General features: G+C 70.8%; 19 protein-coding genes. 9 read left to right on the plus strand and 10 right to left on the minus strand.

The features are described from left to right. Window positions 1–13 precede the first annotated feature (13 nt). On the plus strand, window positions 14–592 hold the full coding sequence (locus FKO37_RS29260; RefSeq protein WP_238606592.1) for a hypothetical protein: 579 nt from the start codon (window positions 14–16) through the stop codon (window positions 590–592). Here FKO37_RS29260 and FKO37_RS29265 read toward each other — a convergent pair. After that, on the minus strand, window positions 579–1,469 hold the full coding sequence (locus FKO37_RS29265; protein ID WP_051171934.1) for a glycoside hydrolase family 16 protein: 891 nt from the start codon (window positions 1,467–1,469) through the stop codon (window positions 579–581). The two genes, FKO37_RS29260 and FKO37_RS29265, sit on opposite strands and share 14 nt — an antisense overlap. Window positions 1,470–1,688: 219 nt before the next feature. Between FKO37_RS29265 and FKO37_RS29270 the strand changes: the two genes are divergently transcribed. Genes FKO37_RS29270 through FKO37_RS29290 form a run of 5 tightly spaced genes read left to right on the plus strand, consistent with a single transcriptional unit; the run spans window position 1,689 to window position 5,680 of the window. Next, a complete protein-coding gene (locus tag FKO37_RS29270; RefSeq protein ID WP_037806436.1) occupies window positions 1,689–2,519 on the plus strand; it encodes a helix-turn-helix transcriptional regulator in 831 nt (276 codons plus the stop codon). A 41-nt stretch (window positions 2,520–2,560) separates the two neighbouring features. Then, window positions 2,561–3,415, plus strand: coding sequence for an oxidoreductase (locus tag FKO37_RS29275; protein ID WP_238606593.1), 855 nt, complete (start codon window positions 2,561–2,563; stop codon window positions 3,413–3,415). Further along, entirely contained in the window at window positions 3,412–4,122 is a 711-nt protein-coding gene (locus FKO37_RS29280; protein WP_238606594.1) for an SDR family oxidoreductase, read from the plus strand. Before FKO37_RS29275 ends, FKO37_RS29280 begins: the two co-directional genes overlap by 4 nt. A 14-nt stretch (window positions 4,123–4,136) precedes the next feature. Beyond that, window positions 4,137–4,475: a YciI family protein gene (locus tag FKO37_RS29285; RefSeq protein WP_238606595.1), complete on the plus strand. Its 339-nt coding sequence runs from the start codon at window positions 4,137–4,139 to the stop codon at window positions 4,473–4,475. Then, complete coding sequence (locus tag FKO37_RS29290; protein ID WP_134731999.1) at window positions 4,472–5,680, plus strand: RNA polymerase sigma factor; 1,209 nt, start codon at window positions 4,472–4,474, stop codon at window positions 5,678–5,680. The genes FKO37_RS29285 and FKO37_RS29290 overlap by 4 nt, the downstream gene beginning before the upstream one ends. Here the strand turns inward: FKO37_RS29290 and FKO37_RS29295 are convergent. Further along, a complete protein-coding gene (locus FKO37_RS29295) occupies window positions 5,658–6,260 on the minus strand; it encodes a TetR/AcrR family transcriptional regulator (protein WP_238606596.1) in 603 nt (200 codons plus the stop codon). The two genes, FKO37_RS29290 and FKO37_RS29295, sit on opposite strands and share 23 nt — an antisense overlap. A gap of 91 nt (window positions 6,261–6,351) precedes the next feature. On the opposite strand from FKO37_RS29295, the gene FKO37_RS29300 reads away from it, so the two are divergent. Together FKO37_RS29300 and FKO37_RS29305 are read left to right on the plus strand one after the other, a co-directional pair. Continuing rightward, window positions 6,352–7,803 carry an amidase gene (locus FKO37_RS29300; protein ID WP_238606597.1) on the plus strand — a complete coding sequence of 484 codons (1,452 nt, stop codon included), beginning with the start codon at window positions 6,352–6,354 and terminating at the stop codon, window positions 7,801–7,803. A 101-nt stretch (window positions 7,804–7,904) separates the two neighbouring features. Beyond that, complete coding sequence (locus tag FKO37_RS29305) at window positions 7,905–8,981, plus strand: GDSL-type esterase/lipase family protein (protein ID WP_051728554.1); 1,077 nt, start codon at window positions 7,905–7,907, stop codon at window positions 8,979–8,981. Between the two features lie 530 nt (window positions 8,982–9,511). Here the strand turns inward: FKO37_RS29305 and FKO37_RS29310 are convergent. The 4 genes from FKO37_RS29310 to FKO37_RS29325 all read right to left on the minus strand — a co-directional run bounded on the left by FKO37_RS29310 (window position 9,512) and on the right by FKO37_RS29325 (window position 11,737). Continuing rightward, the gene (locus tag FKO37_RS29310) at window positions 9,512–9,811 is read right to left on the minus strand and encodes a hypothetical protein (protein WP_037806447.1); all 300 of its coding nucleotides are present in this window, start codon (window positions 9,809–9,811) and stop codon (window positions 9,512–9,514) included. Beyond that, entirely contained in the window at window positions 9,798–10,034 is a 237-nt protein-coding gene (locus tag FKO37_RS29315) for a hypothetical protein (protein WP_037806448.1), read from the minus strand. Before FKO37_RS29315 ends, FKO37_RS29310 begins: the two co-directional genes overlap by 14 nt. A 37-nt stretch (window positions 10,035–10,071) precedes the next feature. After that, on the minus strand, window positions 10,072–10,524 hold the full coding sequence (locus tag FKO37_RS29320; RefSeq protein ID WP_009078207.1) for an Lrp/AsnC family transcriptional regulator: 453 nt from the start codon (window positions 10,522–10,524) through the stop codon (window positions 10,072–10,074). Window positions 10,525–10,594: 70 nt separating this feature from the next. Beyond that, window positions 10,595–11,737 (minus strand): Xaa-Pro peptidase family protein, encoded by a 1,143-nt coding sequence (locus FKO37_RS29325; RefSeq protein WP_037806449.1) that lies wholly within the window; start codon window positions 11,735–11,737, stop codon window positions 10,595–10,597. Between the two features lie 227 nt (window positions 11,738–11,964). On the opposite strand from FKO37_RS29325, the gene FKO37_RS29330 reads away from it, so the two are divergent. Further along, a complete protein-coding gene (locus tag FKO37_RS29330; protein ID WP_037806813.1) occupies window positions 11,965–12,909 on the plus strand; it encodes a 5'-3' exonuclease in 945 nt (314 codons plus the stop codon). A gap of 45 nt (window positions 12,910–12,954) precedes the next feature. Here FKO37_RS29330 and FKO37_RS29335 read toward each other — a convergent pair whose 3' ends face one another. Genes FKO37_RS29335 through FKO37_RS29350 form a run of 4 tightly spaced genes read right to left on the minus strand, consistent with a single transcriptional unit; the run spans window position 12,955 to window position 16,627 of the window. Next, complete coding sequence (locus FKO37_RS29335) at window positions 12,955–14,172, minus strand: GNAT family N-acetyltransferase (RefSeq protein ID WP_037806450.1); 1,218 nt, start codon at window positions 14,170–14,172, stop codon at window positions 12,955–12,957. A gap of 56 nt (window positions 14,173–14,228) precedes the next feature. Further along, window positions 14,229–14,621 (minus strand): DUF4333 domain-containing protein, encoded by a 393-nt coding sequence (locus tag FKO37_RS29340; RefSeq protein ID WP_134731991.1) that lies wholly within the window; start codon window positions 14,619–14,621, stop codon window positions 14,229–14,231. A gap of 38 nt (window positions 14,622–14,659) precedes the next feature. Next, window positions 14,660–15,862: a GNAT family N-acetyltransferase gene (locus tag FKO37_RS29345; protein WP_037806453.1), complete on the minus strand. Its 1,203-nt coding sequence runs from the start codon at window positions 15,860–15,862 to the stop codon at window positions 14,660–14,662. A 51-nt stretch (window positions 15,863–15,913) separates the two neighbouring features. Continuing rightward, complete coding sequence (locus FKO37_RS29350; RefSeq protein ID WP_238606598.1) at window positions 15,914–16,627, minus strand: DUF4333 domain-containing protein; 714 nt, start codon at window positions 16,625–16,627, stop codon at window positions 15,914–15,916.

Consider the following 16,627-nt stretch of genomic DNA (forward strand, 5'->3'; position numbering starts at 1 on the left):
GGATACTTGTGCCGTGACGCACAACGAGTGGCTGGTCGAGCGGGCGCAGGATTTCGATTCGCTGCGCGGCAGGAGCATCGAGTCGTGGGCCGGCGTGGAAATGGCGTTGTGGGAGGAAGGGCCGGACGGCGACCCCCAGTTCACCGACCCCGCGGTGCCCTGCCTGCAGTTGTGGGGCATGCAGGCGTGCTTGGACGACGGCCGCGCGCTGATGATCGGCACCTACCAAGACGACGACCTCTTCGGGCTGTGGCCGCACCGCCGAGCGGACCCCCGCTTCGCGAACCGCGAGTTGTGGGACGGCATCTACCGCTGGACAGCGCTGAGCGGGCTGCCGACCGGCCCGGTCGAGGACGTCGTGGTCTTCGCTGAAGGAGGCGTGCTCGCCGAAGTCGGTCTGCGCGTCGGCGGCCGGCCGCTGGTGCTGGTCGCGGGCGAACTGGTGGAGTACGCAGCAGGGCTGCGGTTCTGCCGGCTCGACGAGTCGGTCCTGGTGTTCACCGATCCGGACGCGGCCGAGCGCGTCGGGTGGTCGACGCCGCGGTTCGGCCGCGTCCGGATCGATCCGTGGCCGAAAATCAGCTTTCGCTGACCTTCACCGAGAACGCGTCGATGCTCATCCCCGCCCCCGGCGTGATGTCCGCTCCCGGGCTGGTGCACCCGCACACCTTATTCGGATAAGACCCGCCGATCGCCACGTCGAAGATCGCGAAGAACCCGTGGTCCACCGCGGCCTTCCAGGTGGCGTCGGACACCTGGTTCTGCTTCACCGCGAAAGTTTCCTTGCCGTCCAAGGAAAACCGCAGTTCCTCCGCGGCCGCGTCCCGGCGGTCCACCACCACCGAGTACGTGTGGTACCCGGTCTTGCAGCCGGCGCAGTCCTGCAGGTCGCTGCTGATCCCGTCCGGGTCGTGGCACTCCCCCGCCCATTGTCCACAGTGGAACGTGCTGGAATGCTTGTCCAGCGCGTTCACGTTCTCCATGATGTCCAGTTCGCCGATGCTGGGCCAGTTCGTCGCGCCGACCGGCCGCGCGTCCGCGCCCATCGCCCAGAACGCGGGCCAGTAGCCGAGACCGTGCTCCGGATTCGGCTGCTGGATCGTCGCGCTCATTTCCATCTGCCCGCCCGCCGGCGCGCCGAAGTCGGTGCGCTGGGTTTCGATCCGGCCGGACGTCCACGCGCCGTTCGCGTCGCGCAGCGGCTTGATCACCAGGTGCCCGGCCCCGTCGTGGTAGACGTTGTCCGTCGAGTCGGTGGACGTTTCGATCTCGCCGGTGCCCCAGTTCGCCGCGCCGCCGGGGTAGCCGGTTCCCTTGTCGTAGAGCCAGTTCTGCGGGTCGAGACCGGTGCCTGCCGGGCCGTCGAAGGTGTCCTCGAACACCGTGGTCCAGGTTTCGGCTGCCTGCGCGGGCGCGGCGGCCATCGACACGGCGGCGACGGCGGCGAGGATCAGCGGGGTTCGGCGCATGGGTTCGCCTTTCCGGTGGAGGGGGTGGTCCCAGCAGGCTCCGCTCGCGCCGTTGACCAGTCAAAACAGTCTGCCTGCCGGTTCCGCGGCGGCGGTGCGCGCGGGCAGAGCGCGGCCGGAAAGGTTTGAACCACTGCGCCGAGGGGTACCGCACAGGGTGGGAGAACCACACCCCCTTTCCGTGCCCCGCGGCCGCCGCGCGCGATCTAGCCTGGGTGCATGAGCGACAGCAACCTCCTCGGCGAGTTCCTGCGGGCCCGGCGCGGCACCACCGTCCCGGCGGACGCGGACCTGCTCGCCGACACCCGGCGCCGGGTCAGCGGCCTGCGCCGGGAGGAGGTCGCGCAGCTGGCCGGGGTGAGCACCGACTACTACGTGCGGCTCGAGCAGGGCCGCGAGCGCACCCCGTCCGCGCAGGTCGTCGACGCGCTCGGCCGGGCGCTGCAACTCGACGACGAGGCGCTCGCCCACCTGCATTCGCTGGCCCGTCCCAAGCGGCCTAAGCGACGGCCCGCCAAGGAACGCGTCAGTCCTCGGCTGGTGCAGCTGATGGACGCATGGCCGCAGACGCCCGCGGTCGTGCTCGGGCGGTGCATGACCGTGCTCGCGTCGAATCTGCTCGGCGAAGCGCTGTTCGCCGGCCACGAGCACAGCGGCGACCTGCTGCGGCTGGCGTTCCTCGACCCCGACGCCCGCGATTTCTACCCGGATTGGGAGCTGGTTGCGGTGAACACGGTCGGCGGACTGCGGTCGGCGGCGGGCACCGATCTGGACGATCCGCTCTTGATCGAGGCGGTCGGCGAACTGTCGCTCAAGAGCGCCGATTTTCGCCGGCTGTGGGCGCGCCACGAACTCCGGCAGAAAACGCACGAATCGAAACGGTTCCGGCATCCGCTGGTCGGAATGCTCACCCTGCACTACGAATCGATGACCGTGAACAGCGCTCCCGGCCAGCAACTCGTGGTGTACCAAGCGGATCCGGGCAGTCCGTCGGAGGCCGCGCTGGGGCTGCTCGGCAGTCTCGCCGCCGGGGACCGCCCGCACCGCTGACGCATTTTCCGCAATTATCGAATTCCTTCAGGGGCAGAGCCATGTCTGAAAACAATGCACCCGTCTGGTTGATCACCGGGTGTTCCACCGGCCTCGGCCGCGCACTCGCGACCGCCGTTCTCGAACGCGGCCTGCGCGCGGTCGTCACGGCCCGCGATCCCGAACGCGTCGCGGACCTCGTCGCCGCGCACCCGGGACGTGCGCTGGCGGTCGCGCTCGACGTGACCGACCCGCAGCAGATCGCCGAAACGGTCGCTGAGGCACACCGTGTCTTCGGCCAGATCGACGTCCTCGTCAACAACGCCGGCTACGGCTACCTCGCCGCCGTCGAAGAGGGCGAAGACGCCGAGATCCGCGCGTTGTTCGAGGCGAACGTATTCGGCCTGATGGCGCTGACCCGCGCTGTCCTGCCCGGAATGCGGGCCCGGCGCAGCGGGCACATCGTCTCGGTCTCGTCGCTCGGCGGGCTGGCCGCCTTCGGCGCGACCGGCTACTACCACGCGACCAAGTTCGCCGTCGAAGGCTTCAGCGAATCCCTCGCCGCGGAGGTCGGTCCGCTCGGCATCGGCGTCACGATCGTCGAACCGGCCGCGTTCCGCACCAACTGGTCGGGCCCGTCCATGCGGGAATCCGCGATCCGCATCGACGACTACGCCGGCACCGCGGGCGCGCGCCGCACCTCGACGCTCGCCACCTACGGCACGCAGCCCGGCGACCCGGACCGAGCCGCGACGGCGGTCATCGACGCCGTCGCCTCCGCCGAACCGCCGCTGCGCCTGCTGCTCGGCCAAGCCGCCTACGCCATCGCCACCGCGCGCCTCGACACCCTCCGCAAGACGTTCGACGACTGGCGCGACGTCACCCTGTCCGCCGACTTCCCGAAGGAATCCGCATGAGCAAGACCGTCCTGATCACCGGTGCCAGCAGCGGAATCGGCGAGGCCACCGCCCGCAGGCTCGCCGCGGACGGCTGGCGCGTGATCGCCGGCGCGCGCCGCGAAGACCGGCTCGCGCGACTCGCGGCCAGCGCGGACGGCATCGAGGTCCACCGCCTCGACGTGACCGACCGGGCCGACGTCGCCGAGTTCGTCGACCGCGCGGTGCGCGACCACGGCGAGATCGACGCGTTCGTCGCGAACGCCGGGGTGATGCCGCTGTCCCGGCTGGACGCCGGGCTGGTCGAGGAGTGGGACCGGATGATCGACGTCAACGTCCGGGGCCTGCTGCACAGCATCGCCGCGGCGTTGCCGCACTTCACCCGCCAGCGCCGGGGCCACTTCGTCACGATCGCGTCGATCGGCGCGTACCAGGTCACGCCGACCGCGGCGGTGTACTGCGGCACGAAATACGCGGCGCGGGCGATCACCGAGGGCCTGCGGCTGGAATGCGACCCGTCGATCCGCGTCACCACGGTCTCCCCCGGCGTCGTGACCTCGGAGCTGGCGGACACGATCAGCGACCCGGAAACGCAGGAGTTCATGCGGATCTACCGCAAGGATGCCATCGACCCGACAGCGATCGGCGACGCCGTCGCCTACGCTCTCGACCAGCCGGCCGACGTGGACGTCAGCGAGATGATCGTGCGGCCGGCCCGGCAACGCTGAGCCGAGGAGGAGCCGTGCCGCAGTACCTGCTCGGGATCTGCCAGCCCGACGGCGGAACCCCGGATCCCGAAGTGCTGGCGGACATCGCGGCGCGCCTCGAAGCGGTGACCGACGAGATGAAGGCGAAAGGCGTCTGGGTGTTCTCGGGCGGGCTGCGTCCGGCGGCCACCGCGAAGGTGGTCCGGGCCTCCGGCGGCGATGTCCTGTGCACCGACGGCCCGTTCGCCGAGGGCAAGGAACACCTGGGCGGCTTCACCGTCGTGACCGCGCCCGGCCCGGAGGCCGCGACCGAGTGGGCGCGGCGGATCTCGGAGATCACCACGCTGCCGGTGGAAGTCCGGGAGTTCCAGTGATCCCGGCGGCCGTGCTCGAGCGGGTCTTCCGCGCCGAGCACGGCCGCGCGGTCGCCGTGCTGGCCCGGGTCTTCGGCGACCTGGACCTCGCCGAGGACGCCGTCCAGGAGGCCTGCGCGATCGCCACCGTGAAATGGCGCGCGGAAGGCCTGCCGCCGAGTCCCGCCGGCTGGCTCGTCACCACCGCCCGCAACCGCGGCATCGACCGCCTCCGCCGCGAATCCACCCGCGCCGACCGCCACGCGCAGGCCGCGCTCCTGCACGCGAGCGAACCGTTCGACGAAGGCGCGGTGCCCGACGAACGGCTGCGGCTGATCTTCACCTGCTGCCACCCCGCTCTCGGCACGGCCGCCCGGGTCGCGCTCACCCTGCGTCTGCTGGGCGGCCTCACCACCCCGGAGATCGCGCACGCCTTCCTGGTCCCGGAATCGACGCTGGCGCAACGGCTTGTGCGCGCGAAAGCCAAAATCCGCGCCGCCCGAATCCCCTACCGCGTACCCGACGCGGCCGACCTCCCGGCCCGGCTCGACGCCGTCCTCGCCGTGATCTACCTGATCTTCACCGAAGGCCACACCGCCAGCAGCGGCACCGACCTCACCCGCCCGGACCTGGCGTCCGAAGCGATCCGCCTGACCCGGGTCCTGGCCGCCCTGCTGCCCGACGAACCCGAGGTGCTCGGCCTGCTCGCGTTGCAGCTGCTCACCGAATCACGCCGCCTGGCCCGGCTCGACGCCGACGGAATCCCGGTGCTGCTGCCCGAGCAGGACCGCGCTCGCTGGGACTGGACGCTGATCGCCGAAGGCCAGGACCTCGTCCGCCGCTGCCTGCGGCTCGACCGCCCGGGCCCGTACCAGATCCAGGCCGCGATCAACGCCGTGCACAGCGACGGCACCGACTGGGTGCAGATCCTCGCCCTCTACGACCAGCTGCTCGCCCTGACGCCGACCCCCGTCGTCGCGCTGAACCGCGCCGTCGCCGTCGCCGAGGTCGAAGGCCCGGCCGCCGCACTGACCATTGTGGACGGTCTGGACCTCGGCGACCGGCACCTTTTCCACGCCGTCCGAGCCGATCTGCTGGCCCGCCTGGGCCGGACCGGCGAAGCCGTCGAGTCCTACGACGCCGCTCTCCGGCTGGTCTCGAACGAGGCGGAACGCCTTCTGCTGCACCGAAAACGCGCCGCTCTCAGCCCGGCTTCCCGCGACTGATCACGCCCTCGACGATCTTCGTCAGGTGCGCGCCGACGTTCTCGACGCCGCCGTTCTGCACCGCGATCTGCGCCCCCCCCATCGCGAACGTCAGCTCCGCCGCGCCCAGTTCCGGGTCGGGCAGCCCGAGCCCCGCGCACATCGCCCGGAGCCGGCCGAACTGGCGGGTCTTGTGCTCGCTGATCAGCCGCCGCGCAGGATGGTCCGGATCGGGCAGTTCGGCGACCGAGTTCGTGAACGGGCAGCCGCGATGGGAAAAATCGGGCAGCCCGTCGACGATGAACCGCGCCACCGCGCGGATCTGCTCCGCGTAATCGTCCGGATGCGCCTGTTCTGCCGCGTCGAAGGCGGCCGAGTAGTCGTGCACGACGATCCGCAGCCATTCCGCGATCAGCGCGTCCTTGGTGCCGAAGTGCCGGTAGATCGCCATCTTCGTGGTCCCGGCGCGGTCCGCGATCGCCTGGACCCCGACCCGCACGACGCCCTCGTTGAGGAACAGCTCCTCGGCCGCGTCGAGGATCCGCTCGCGAGGCGGCAAGGTCGCGACCCGCGTCGGCCGCCGGGCGGAGGTGCTCGTCATCGGTTCTTCCCACGGGGGTTGGCAATCCGGTTCGTCCCGGCTACGGTACACAACCGTCTCCGGTGATACCGCTCGGTATCACTCAATACGGATGAGTCTCACGAAGGACGTGCTGGTGAAAATCTCCGAATACACGAGCTGCGACGCGGTCGGCCTGGCAGAGCTGATCGCCCGCGGCGAGGTGACCGCGGCCGAGGTCGCCGACACGGCCGCCCGGGCGGTCGAAGCGGTGAACCCGCAGATCAACGCCGTAGTGGAAACCTGGCCGCCCGAGGACGCCCCCAGCTCCGCACCCTTGGCAGGCGTGCCGTTCCTGATCAAGGACCTCGGCGTCACCATGGCAGGCAAACGCAGCGAACTGGGCAGCCGCCTGGCCGCCGGTGCCGTGTCGCCCGAAGACTCGTTCCTGATGCGCCGCTTCCGCGAAGCCGGTCTGGTGACCATCGGCCGCACCACCACGCCGGAAATGGCCTACAGCACCACCACCGAACCGGAGTTCTACGGCGCGACCCGCAACCCGTGGTCCCCTGACCGAAGCGCAGGCGGCTCCAGCGGCGGTTCCGGCGCGGCGGTCGCCGCCGGAATCGTCCCCCTCGCCCACGCCACCGACGCCGCGGGTTCCATCCGAGTTCCCGCTTCCAGCAACGGATTGTTCGGCCTGAAACCGACCCGCGGCCGGATTTCGCACGGCCCCGGCGCCGACGAGGTGTTCAGCGGCCTGGCCGTGCAAGGCAGCCTGAGCCGGAGCGTCCGCGACAGCGCCGTCCTGCTGGACCTGATCGAAGGCCCCGAACCCGGCGACCCGTACTTCGCCCCGCGCCCCGAGCGGCCCTACGCCGCGGAGGTCGCGACGGATCCAGGCCGTCTCCGGATCGCAGTCCTGCGCCAGCCCTGGGGCGGCCGCCAGCCGACCGAGCCGGTCTCCGCCGCCCTGTCCGCGACGATGCGACTGCTGGAATCCCTGGGCCACGAAGTCGACGAGACGCAACTGGCCCTAGGCGTCTCCTGGGAGGAATTCGTCCTCGGCAACGCCCGGATGTGGACCGCGAACCTGGCCCCGTGGATCGACGGCATCGCCGCCGCGACCGGCCGCCCGGTCGACGAAACCACCCTGGAACCGGTCACCCTCGCCAGCTACCGCTACGGCCGCCAGGTCACCGCCGACGAGTTCGTCCGCGCCCTGGCGATCCGGAACCAGGTGTCGCGAACCTTCGCCCGCCACTTCGCCCGCTACGACCTGTTCCTGTCTCCCACGCTGCCCGAGCCGCCGGTCCCGCTGGGCGCATACGGCGAAGACGCGGACAAACTGGACGGCCTCGGCTGGCTGGACCGCCTCCTGGACCGCTCCCCCTACACCGCGGCCGCGAACGTTTCAGGGGTTCCGTCGATGTCCGTCCCGCTGGCCGAGGACGAAGGACTCCCGATCGGCATGCAGTTCACCGCCGCCTTCGGCCGCGAAGACCTGCTGTTCCGCCTGGCCGGACAGCTGGAACAGGCCGCCCCGTGGACCCACCGCAAGCCCCCGATCTGGGCAGGCGAATAGCCTTTGAAGTCCACAGTGGACGCTCACCGCCCGGTGACCCGCGTCGCACCCCCTGCCGACCCTGACGAGGCCGTCCGGGTTCTCGCTAGACTTGGCGAGCGATGCGACGATTCCGGTGGTGGTGGGGGGCGCTGGTCCTCGCCTGCGTAGCTGTGCTCGTGGGCTTCTTCGTCTTTTTCGGCACCGAGAGCAGGCCAGGACAGCCTTTTCCGCGCCAGGGCCCGCCCGGCCGCGGCCCGCTGACCATCGTGTCGATGGGCGACAGCACCGTGTCGGGCGAAGGCGCCGGCGCCTACAGCCCCGACACCGACGGCAGAAACGGCGACTGGTGCCACCGCTCGTCGGCGGCCTTCGTGCAGAAGGTCCGCATCCCCGGCATCACCGCCCGGGTCAACCTGGCCTGCTCCGGCGCCCCCGCCGCCCAAGTCGCCCTGGGCGACGCCAAACAGTGGGGCGAACGCTCGCAAGCCGCCCAACTGGCCGACGTGGTGAAAGACCACCGGGTAGCCGCGGTGGTCATCGCAGTGGGCGCGAACGACGACCCGAAGTTCTCCGCCCAAGTCAGCGAATGCTTCAAGGCCTGGTTCTCCGCCGACGGCCCGTCCTGCAACGTCGCATTGAAGCAAAGCTGGAAGTCCAAAGTGGACGCGATGGTCCCGAAGGTGGCGAACGCAGTAGGCGACGTGAAAAAGGTATTGGCCAACGCCGGTTACGTCCCCGCGGACTACCAACTGGTGCTCCAGTCCTACGCCACCCCGGTCGGCCCGGACATCCCAGCAGACCTGCAAAGCCTCAACGGCTGCCCCTTCCGCACCGACGACCTCCAGTGGATTTCGACCACGGGAATCAGCACCCTGTCCGCAGGAATCAAACAAGCAGCCACCCAATCCGGCGCCCGTTTCCTGGATCTGGCCCGAGCAGGCGAAAACCACGAAGCCTGCTCCGGCGGCCCGAACCCGGCCACGGAATGGTTCACCCGCCTGACTTTGCACCTGAACGACCTGACCCAAGTCGACCGGGCGACGCACGCACTGCAGGAATCCTTCCACCCCAACGCCGCAGGACACGCCGCCATCGCCGACTGCCTCACGGACTTCCTCACGACGCAACGAGGAAACGCCTCCTGCCTGGCAGGCCCAGACGGAAAACTCCACGCCATCCCAGAACCCGTGAGCTGACCCCGCCGCCCCTGGCCCAGCTGTTACGTGAGGGCCACCCTCCTTGACTCTGATTCCCTCAGGGTTCCCCTCACGCCCCGCCGCCGTACGTGAGGGGCTCCTTCACGGACCTAGATTCCCTCAAGGAGCCCTTCACGGCCCGCCCCGCGCCGCCGCCCCGCCAGGAATGCGCCCCAATGCGGCATTGGGTGCATCTGACGCACCCAATGCGGCGTTCGGTGCATCCCACGCACCCAATGCCACATTGGGGCGCTACCCCCACCCCAACCGCCGCCCGCCGAATCCACCGCAACCACGCACCCACCCCGCGCGCCCAAAACCGCAGCCAATGCACCCAACGAGCGAGGCACCCAGCCCCTCCCCCGCACCCCGGTACGAAGCCAAAATGCGGACGGCGGGTGCTTGTCAAGGCATCTTTCCCGCCTTGACAAGCACCCGCCGTCCGTCATCACAATCAAGCTTCGGGGTGCCCCACGCAACCATGTGGGCGCAATGTCGCCGCCAGGCGACGAGCCGAAAACAAAAGAGACTCACAAATCCAACGCAGCCCTCAAAGCCACATCGATCTGCTCCTGAACCTCCCCGTCAACCTCCGCGATCCGCTCCGCCAGCCAAGGCCGATACAACCGCGTGAGATTCAACGTAGACACCCAATACCGAGCATCCACCGCAACCCCGAGAATGTCCTGCGGATCCCGGTCCAGCAACTCAGTCCCGAGCAACCAAGGCCGCTCAGACTCGTTCACCCCGTCCGAAGACAGCAAAACCACAGTCCGCTGCCGAGCAGGATCAGTAGGCGGGTGGTAAGTCCAAACCTCACCCCTGCGCACGCATCTCCTTCTCCGCAGCCGCCCGCTCCGCCTCATCCGCTTCCGCCGACGAAGCGGCAGGGGCGACCGGAGCCCGCTGCGGGGTATACCCAGTCCGAACCGCCTCGCGCCGAGCCGCCTTGGACAGCCAGGACGAGACCGAGATCCCGTGTGCTTTCGCGGCCCGCTCGGCGTACTCGAGCGCACCGGTGTCGAGCGAGAGTGTCACCTTACGTGTTGCCATACCTTTTACCGTACCACTCCCACCGCTCCGGAAGCTCTCACAACGTCGGCGACCGGCCCTCGAACGGCGTGGACAGCACGACCGTCGTCCGGGTGGACACCTTCGCGGCCTCGCGGATCCGCCGGAGCAGGTCTTCGAGGCCGAGCGGCGAGGCGACGCGGACCAGCAGGATGTAGGACTCGTCGCCGGCCACCGAGTAGCAGGACTCGATCTCGGTGATGTGCTGGATCCGCTGCGGGTAGTCGTCGGGCGCGGCCGGGTCGTTCGGGGTGAGCGAGATCAGCGCGGTGAGCGGGAGGCCGATCTGCTCGCCGTCGAGCCGGGCGGTGTAGCCGAGGATGACGCCGCGCTGTTCGAGGCGGCGCACCCGCTGGTGCACCGCCGAGACCGACAGCCCGACCCGTTCGGCGAGGTCGGTGAAGCTGCGCCGTCCGTCGGCGGCGAGCTCCTGCACGATCGCCTGGTCGAGCGGTTCCAGCGGTCCGCTCATGCCGCCACCTCCGCGAGGAGTCGCGCACGGGCCGGTCGGGCGGCGGCGATGGTTCGCCGGAAGGCTGCGCTCATGCGTCCAGCACGACCAGTTCGTGCGGCCGGGTGTTCACCGGCTCGACGCCCGAGTCGGTGACGAGCACGATGTCCTCGATCCGGGCGCCCCAGCGGCCGGGCTGGTAGATGCCGGGCTCGACGCTGAAGGCCATGCCCGCCTCGAGCGGCAGCGCGTTGCCCTTGATGATGTAGGGCTCTTCGTGCACGTCGAGGCCGATGCCGTGGCCGGTGCGGTGGATGAAGTACTCGCCGAATCCGGCGGCGTCGATGACGTCGCGCGCGGCCTGGTCGATGCTCTCGGCGGTGGCTCCGGGGCGGACCGCGTCGACGGCGGCCTGCTGCGCGCGCTGCAGCACGGCGTAGGTCTCGGCGACGTCGGCGTCGCGGGGTTCGCCGATCGAGTAGGTGCGGGTGGAGTCGGAGTTGTAGCCCTCGGGCACCGGTCCGCCGATGTCGATCACGACGACGTCGCCGCGTTCGATGACGCGCTCGGACACGTCGTGGTGCGGGCTGGCGCCGTTGGGGCCGGAGCCGACGATGACGAAGTCGGCGTGCGTGTGGCCCTCTTCGACGATGGCGGCGGTGATGTCCGCGCCGACCTCGGCTTCGGTGCGGCCGGCGCGCAGCCATTCGCCCATCCGCGCGTGCACGCGGTCGATCGCCGCGCCCGCCTTGCGGAGGGCGTCGATCTCGGCGGCGTCCTTGCGCATCCGCAGTTCGCGCACGATCGGGCCGGCGAGGGTCTGCTCGGCGTCGCCGAACGCGGCGCGCAGGGCGAGCACGTGCAGCGCCGGGGTGAAGTCGCTGACCGCGATCCGGCCGGGCTTGCCGAGCCGGTCGGCGACGAGCCGGTAGGGGTCGTCGCCGTCGACCCAGGTGAGCACGTCGACGCCGAGGTCGTCGGTGGGCACGCCGGCGTAGCCGGGGGCCTCGAGCTTCGGCACGACGAGCGCGGGGGTGCCGTCGGCGGGCACGACGAGAGTGGTCAGCCGCTCGAACGAACCGCCCGCCTGGCCGAGCAGGTACCGCAGGTCCGAACCGGGCGCGACGAGCAGCGCGTCGGTGTTCGCGGCGGCGGCCGCTTTCGCGGCGCGGTCGAGACGGGCGCGGAGCGCGGCGGCGTCGGGAGCGGGCGTGTGGAGGGATCGGCTCGACATGACGCCGAGCCTAGTACCGGCGTCGCGGCGCGGCCCGCCCGTCCTCCCGAACCGGCGTGCCGCCCCGGCCACCTCGCCGAAGCCGCGTGTGGGCACCGTCCGTGAAGGACTCCTTGGGGGAATCTGATTCCCTCAAGGAGTCCTTCACGGGCTTCGGCCTTCGCGGGAGCGGACGCGCCCGGCGCCGCTTTCGGGGCGATCCGGGCCGGACGTGGCAGGCTGTGCGGGTGACCGGACCACTCGCCCTCCTCGATTCCGCGAGCCTCTACTTCCGCTCGTTCTACGCGCTGCCCGATTCGATGACCGCGCCCGACGGGACGCCGGTCAACGCCGTGCGCGGGTTCACCGACACGATCGCGCGCATCCTCACCGACCGCCGTCCGGCGCGGCTGGTCGCCTGTCTCGACGCGGACTGGCGGCCGAAGTTCCGCACCGATCTGCTGCCGAGCTACAAGGCGCACCGGGTCGCGGAGCCCGGGGACGGCGGGGCGGACGTCGAGGAGGTGCCCGACACGCTGACCCCGCAGGTGCCGATCATCCTGGAAGTGCTGGAGGCGTTCGGGTTCGCCGTCGCGGAGGCGGACGGCTACGAGGCGGACGACGTGATCGGCGCGCTCGCGACGCGGGAGAAGGACGCGCCGGTCGAGGTGATCACCGGCGACCGGGACCTGTTCCAGCTGGTGCGCGAGGAGCCGACGCCGACGTCGGTGGTGTACGTCGGGAAGGGCTGGGCGAAGGCGGAAGTGCTGGGGCAGCGGGAAATCGCCGAGAAGTACGGCGTTCCGGCCGAGCACGCCGGACCCGCGTACGCGGACATGGCCGCGTTGCGCGGCGACCCGTCGGACGGGCTGCCGGGCGTGGCGGGGATCGGCGAGAAGACCGCGGCGAAGCTGATCACGCAGTTCGGTTCGCTGGAGGAACTCGTCGCCGCGGCCTCGGCCGGGGATTCGCGGGTGCCGTTGAAGACCCGGCTGCGGCTGTCCGACGCCGCGGATTACCTGGCTGTCGCACCGACCGTGGTGCGGGTCGCGGTGGACGCGCCGGTGGTGCAGTCCGGGCCGGATGCGGTGCCGTCCGCGCCCGCCGATCCGGATCGGGTGGCGGAGCTGGCCGAGCGGTGGAACCTGGGCCGTTCGGTGGAGCGCCTGCTGGCAGCACTGCCCGGAGCTTGACTTGCCAGGGAGGGTTCCAGCCCGCGGCGGAACCCTCCCTGAGGATCAGAAGTGCGTGCCGGTCCAGGGTTGCGTGCCGGTCCGGAACAGCGCGTCCACCCGGGCGAGAGTTTCCGCGGTCGCGCCGGTGATCCGGCCGGACAACGCGAGCGGCGCGGCTTCCCAGGCGCCGAGATACAGCATCGCCAACGTGTCCACGTCCAGCTGCAGATCGGCGTCGGCGTCGGTGCGCTCGACCCCGTTGCTGCTGACGCGGTACCGGCCGCGGTTGTCCGGCAGCATCCGGTCGTTCACTTCCAGCACAACGGGTTCCGCGGAGCCGTACGCGCGGGCCGCGAGCGCCGCCTGGACGTCGATCAACCGCAGCCAGAGTTCGTCGTCGACGGCGACGGTGTGCGCCCGGCGCGGGTCGACGAGCAGCAGGCCCACCGGGTCGTCCACCGGACGGCAGCGCGCGTGCACGACCTCGATCAGGTCGACCGACAGCAGGAACCGCCACAGTCCGGCCAGTGCTTCCGGCGACGCCGCGTGCAGTTCGTGGACTTCGAGCGCGGCGCCGCGTTCCGGGTCGAGGTAGCTGTTCTGCGGCACGACGTGGAAGACGGCGAAGCCGTCGTCGCCGTCCGGTCCACTGTGGACAGCGACACGGTGGTTGCCGCCGTCGGGGTGGAGATGCCAGTTGAACGCGATCGGCCACCAGAGTTCCGGGCGGGCGATCCGGCCGGGGCGGCCGGTGTCGATCCGTTGGTACAGCGAGGGAATCGTCGCGATCGCGTCGTCGGCGGAGAGCAGCCGGACGCGGCCGGGGGCGGCGACGGTTTCGCGCAGCGGGGCCGGTTGCTTGACCTGCAGGGTGGCCATGCGGGTCGCGACGCCGTAGCCGAAGCGGCCGTAGATCAGCGCTTCGCTCGCGTGCAGCGCGGCGACGACGTGGCCGCGCTGGACGAAGTCGTGCAGTTGCCGGTCCATCATCGCGGTGAGCACGCCGCGGCGGGTCCAGTCGGCGCGGACGCCGACGCCGTCGACCGCGGCCATCGGCACGGTGGCGCCGCCGGGGACGGCGAGCTGGGTGGCGAAGGAGCTGGCGATGCCGATGGGTTCGCCGTCGTGGAACGCCCCGGTGCGGCCGTCGGCCTTCCAGGAATCGCCGACCCGGGCCCAGCGCTCGTCCGAGGGCGGGTTTCCGTGCAGGGACCGCACCAGGAGGTCGAAAGTCGCGCGGCTTTCGTCGTCGGTGATCTGGCGTACCACGTAGTCGCTCATGTCCCGATTCAACCAATTTCCGCGGCCGCGCGGCTATCGGATTTAACGCGGCCGAGTCACTGGGGCGGGTCGACGCGGTACTTGCCGTCCGCGCCGGTCACCGTGATGGGGACGTGTTTCGTCGTGCCCGCGATGTCCACAGTGCACTGGAAGCGCGAGCCGTCGGCGACGGGCTGCCGGTCCGGGCAGGACACCGCGCCGACGTTCGCGAGTTTGTAGTCGGTGGTGAGGAGCCGGGTGACGGCCGTGGCCATCACCCGGGAGTCGAACACGCGCATCGCGGAGGAAGAGCTGGGCGCCGCCGCCGAGGACGACGCGACGCCCGGCTCGGCGGGGCTGTCCGGCGTGACGGTGACGGTGCGGGCCGGGGGCGGGGGTGTGCCGCTGTCGCAGCCCGCGGCGGCGAGCATTCCCAGGCCGCACAACAACAGCACCCGCACGGCGCGCATCAAACCCCGCTCCTCTGCGCGAAACGTCTGGTCAACGGTCAGAAGAACGTACCGCACCACACCGATTCGCGCGTGCCGAAGAGAACGTCGGCGGCTTCGGGCGCGGCCGGGTCGAGCACCTCGATCCGGCCGGTGTCCGCAAGCGCTGAGGCTCGCCACGTTCCGAAGTAGAGCATGGCGAGGGTGTCCGCGGAGAGCCGCAGCGCGGGTTCCGCGTCGGTGCGGGAGGCGCCGTCGGGTCCGACGAGGTAGCGGCCGTCGTTGGCGGGCAGCGACCGGTCGGCCACCTCGATGACGACGGGTTCGGCCGCTCCGTAGGTGCGGGCGGCGAGCGCGACGGGCACGTCGACCAGCCGGAGCCAGCTCTCGTCGTCGATGCTTTCGGTTTTCGCCATTCGGGGGTCGGTGAACAGCAGCGCGTGCGGTTCGCCGAGCGGGCGCATCGGGAGCACGATCTCGTCGACCAGGTCGACCGAAAGCAGGAACCGCCACAGCCCGGCGAACGCTGCCGGGTTGGCGTAGCTGAACTCCACCACCTGCAGCTTGCCGTTGTCGTGCGCGGCACCTTCTTCGACGTGGTAGATCACGTAGCCGTCGGTGCCGTCCTGGCCGCGGTGCACGGCGGTCTGGACGAGCTTCGCGCGGCGGCGCAGGTGCCCTTCGAACCCCGGCCAGTAGATCTCCGGCCGGGTCATCGCGCCGACGTGGCCGGTTGCGGTCGCGGCATAGAGTTCCGGCCATCGCGGCGCGGCCTCGTCGATGCCGAGCACGGTGACTTCTCCCCCGGCGGGCACGTCGGGGCGCAATTGCGCCCGGTGCTTCTTCACCACGACCTGGTTCGCGAGGGTCGTGACGCCGTAGCCGTAGCGGCCGTAGATCGCGCCCTCGGACGCGTGCAGCAGCGCGAGCGAAACGCCTCGTTCGGCGAGGTCGCCCAGCTGCGCGGCCTGCAGCGCGCTGAGCACGCCGCGGCGGGTGCGTCCGGCGCGGACTCCGACGCCGGTGACCGCGGCCAGCGGGAGCCGTTTGCCGCCGGGGACGACCATTTCGGCCGCGAAGGACCGGGCGGTGCCGACCAGGTCCGGCTCGAAGACGCCCCAGCTGCGTTCGGCCTCGTAGGCCGCGGAGACGCGGTCCCATTCCTCGTCGGTGCCGGGCTGGACGTGCAGCGCGGCCCGGAACAGGTCCCAGGCCGCGCGCTGCTCGTCGGGACGGAGGATGCGGACGGTGCGGTCGCTCATGCCCCGATCATTGCGGGAGCGGCAGCTTGCCCGCCACTGAATTGCGGGGCGTCACTTGGCCGCGGGCGGCGAGACCTCGTAGTTGCCGTCGTTGCCCTTGACGGTGATCGGGACCTGCTGGGGTTTGCCGTTGATGGTGGCGGTGCACTCGAATTTCGCGCCGTCCTCCACCTTCTGCTCGGCCGGGCAGGTGACCCCGCTGACGCCCTGGATCTTGTAGGTGTCGGTGAGCAGCTTCGCGACGTCGGTCTGCATCTGGTTGTTGTTGAAGACCTGGGTCTTGAAGAAGCCGGGCGCGACGAAGCCGAGGATCGCCACGACGGCCACCACGACGACGAGCGCGCCGATCCCGATGAACAGGCCCTTCTTCGACCCGCCCGAGGATTCCGGCGCGGCCCCGCCGGGCTGGCCGTAGTCGTACTGGCCGGGCTGCTGGCCGCCGTACTGCTGTTGCTGCTGCGGATCGCCGTAGGGCTGCTGCTGGCCGTAGGAGGGCGGCTGCTGCCCGTACTGCGGCGGCTGCTGTCCCCACTGGGGCTGCTGCGGCTGGTGTTGCTGCGGGTAGCCGCCGGGCTGCTGGCCGTAGTTCGGGTCCTGACCGTAGGGCTGCTGGCCGTACTGCTGGGGCGGGTACGGCTGCTGCTGCGGCCCGCTCTGCGGGTACGCGCCGCCCGGCTGCTGCCCGTAGCCGGGGTCCTGGCCGTAGGGCTGTTGCCCGTACTGGGGCTGCTGCCGCGGGTCGTTGCCGCCATACGGCGTGCTCAT

This window comes from Amycolatopsis sp. Poz14, assembly GCF_006704225.1.
Lineage (GTDB): Bacteria > Actinomycetota > Actinomycetes > Mycobacteriales > Pseudonocardiaceae > Amycolatopsis > Amycolatopsis nivea.

Coding starts and splice junctions, on each gene's coding strand:
- FKO37_RS29265 (WP_051171934.1), bottom strand. CDS start 1,469: ATGCGCCGAACCCCGCTGATCCTCGCCGCCGTCGCCGCCGTGTCGATG.
- FKO37_RS29270 (WP_037806436.1), top strand. CDS start 1,689: ATGAGCGACAGCAACCTCCTCGGCGAGTTCCTGCGGGCCCGGCGCGGC.
- FKO37_RS29275 (WP_238606593.1), top strand. CDS start 2,561: ATGTCTGAAAACAATGCACCCGTCTGGTTGATCACCGGGTGTTCCACC.
- FKO37_RS29280 (WP_238606594.1), top strand. CDS start 3,412: ATGAGCAAGACCGTCCTGATCACCGGTGCCAGCAGCGGAATCGGCGAG.
- FKO37_RS29295 (WP_238606596.1), bottom strand. CDS start 6,260: ATGACGAGCACCTCCGCCCGGCGGCCGACGCGGGTCGCGACCTTGCCG.
- FKO37_RS29300 (WP_238606597.1), top strand. CDS start 6,352: ATGAGTCTCACGAAGGACGTGCTGGTGAAAATCTCCGAATACACGAGC.
- FKO37_RS29305 (WP_051728554.1), top strand. CDS start 7,905: ATGCGACGATTCCGGTGGTGGTGGGGGGCGCTGGTCCTCGCCTGCGTA.
- FKO37_RS29315 (WP_037806448.1), bottom strand. CDS start 10,034: ATGGCAACACGTAAGGTGACACTCTCGCTCGACACCGGTGCGCTCGAG.
- FKO37_RS29320 (WP_009078207.1), bottom strand. CDS start 10,524: ATGAGCGGACCGCTGGAACCGCTCGACCAGGCGATCGTGCAGGAGCTC.
- FKO37_RS29325 (WP_037806449.1), bottom strand. CDS start 11,737: ATGTCGAGCCGATCCCTCCACACGCCCGCTCCCGACGCCGCCGCGCTC.
- FKO37_RS29335 (WP_037806450.1), bottom strand. CDS start 14,172: ATGAGCGACTACGTGGTACGCCAGATCACCGACGACGAAAGCCGCGCG.
- FKO37_RS29340 (WP_134731991.1), bottom strand. CDS start 14,621: ATGCGCGCCGTGCGGGTGCTGTTGTTGTGCGGCCTGGGAATGCTCGCC.
- FKO37_RS29345 (WP_037806453.1), bottom strand. CDS start 15,862: ATGAGCGACCGCACCGTCCGCATCCTCCGTCCCGACGAGCAGCGCGCG.
- FKO37_RS29350 (WP_238606598.1), bottom strand. CDS start 16,627: ATGAGCACGCCGTATGGCGGCAACGACCCGCGGCAGCAGCCCCAGTAC.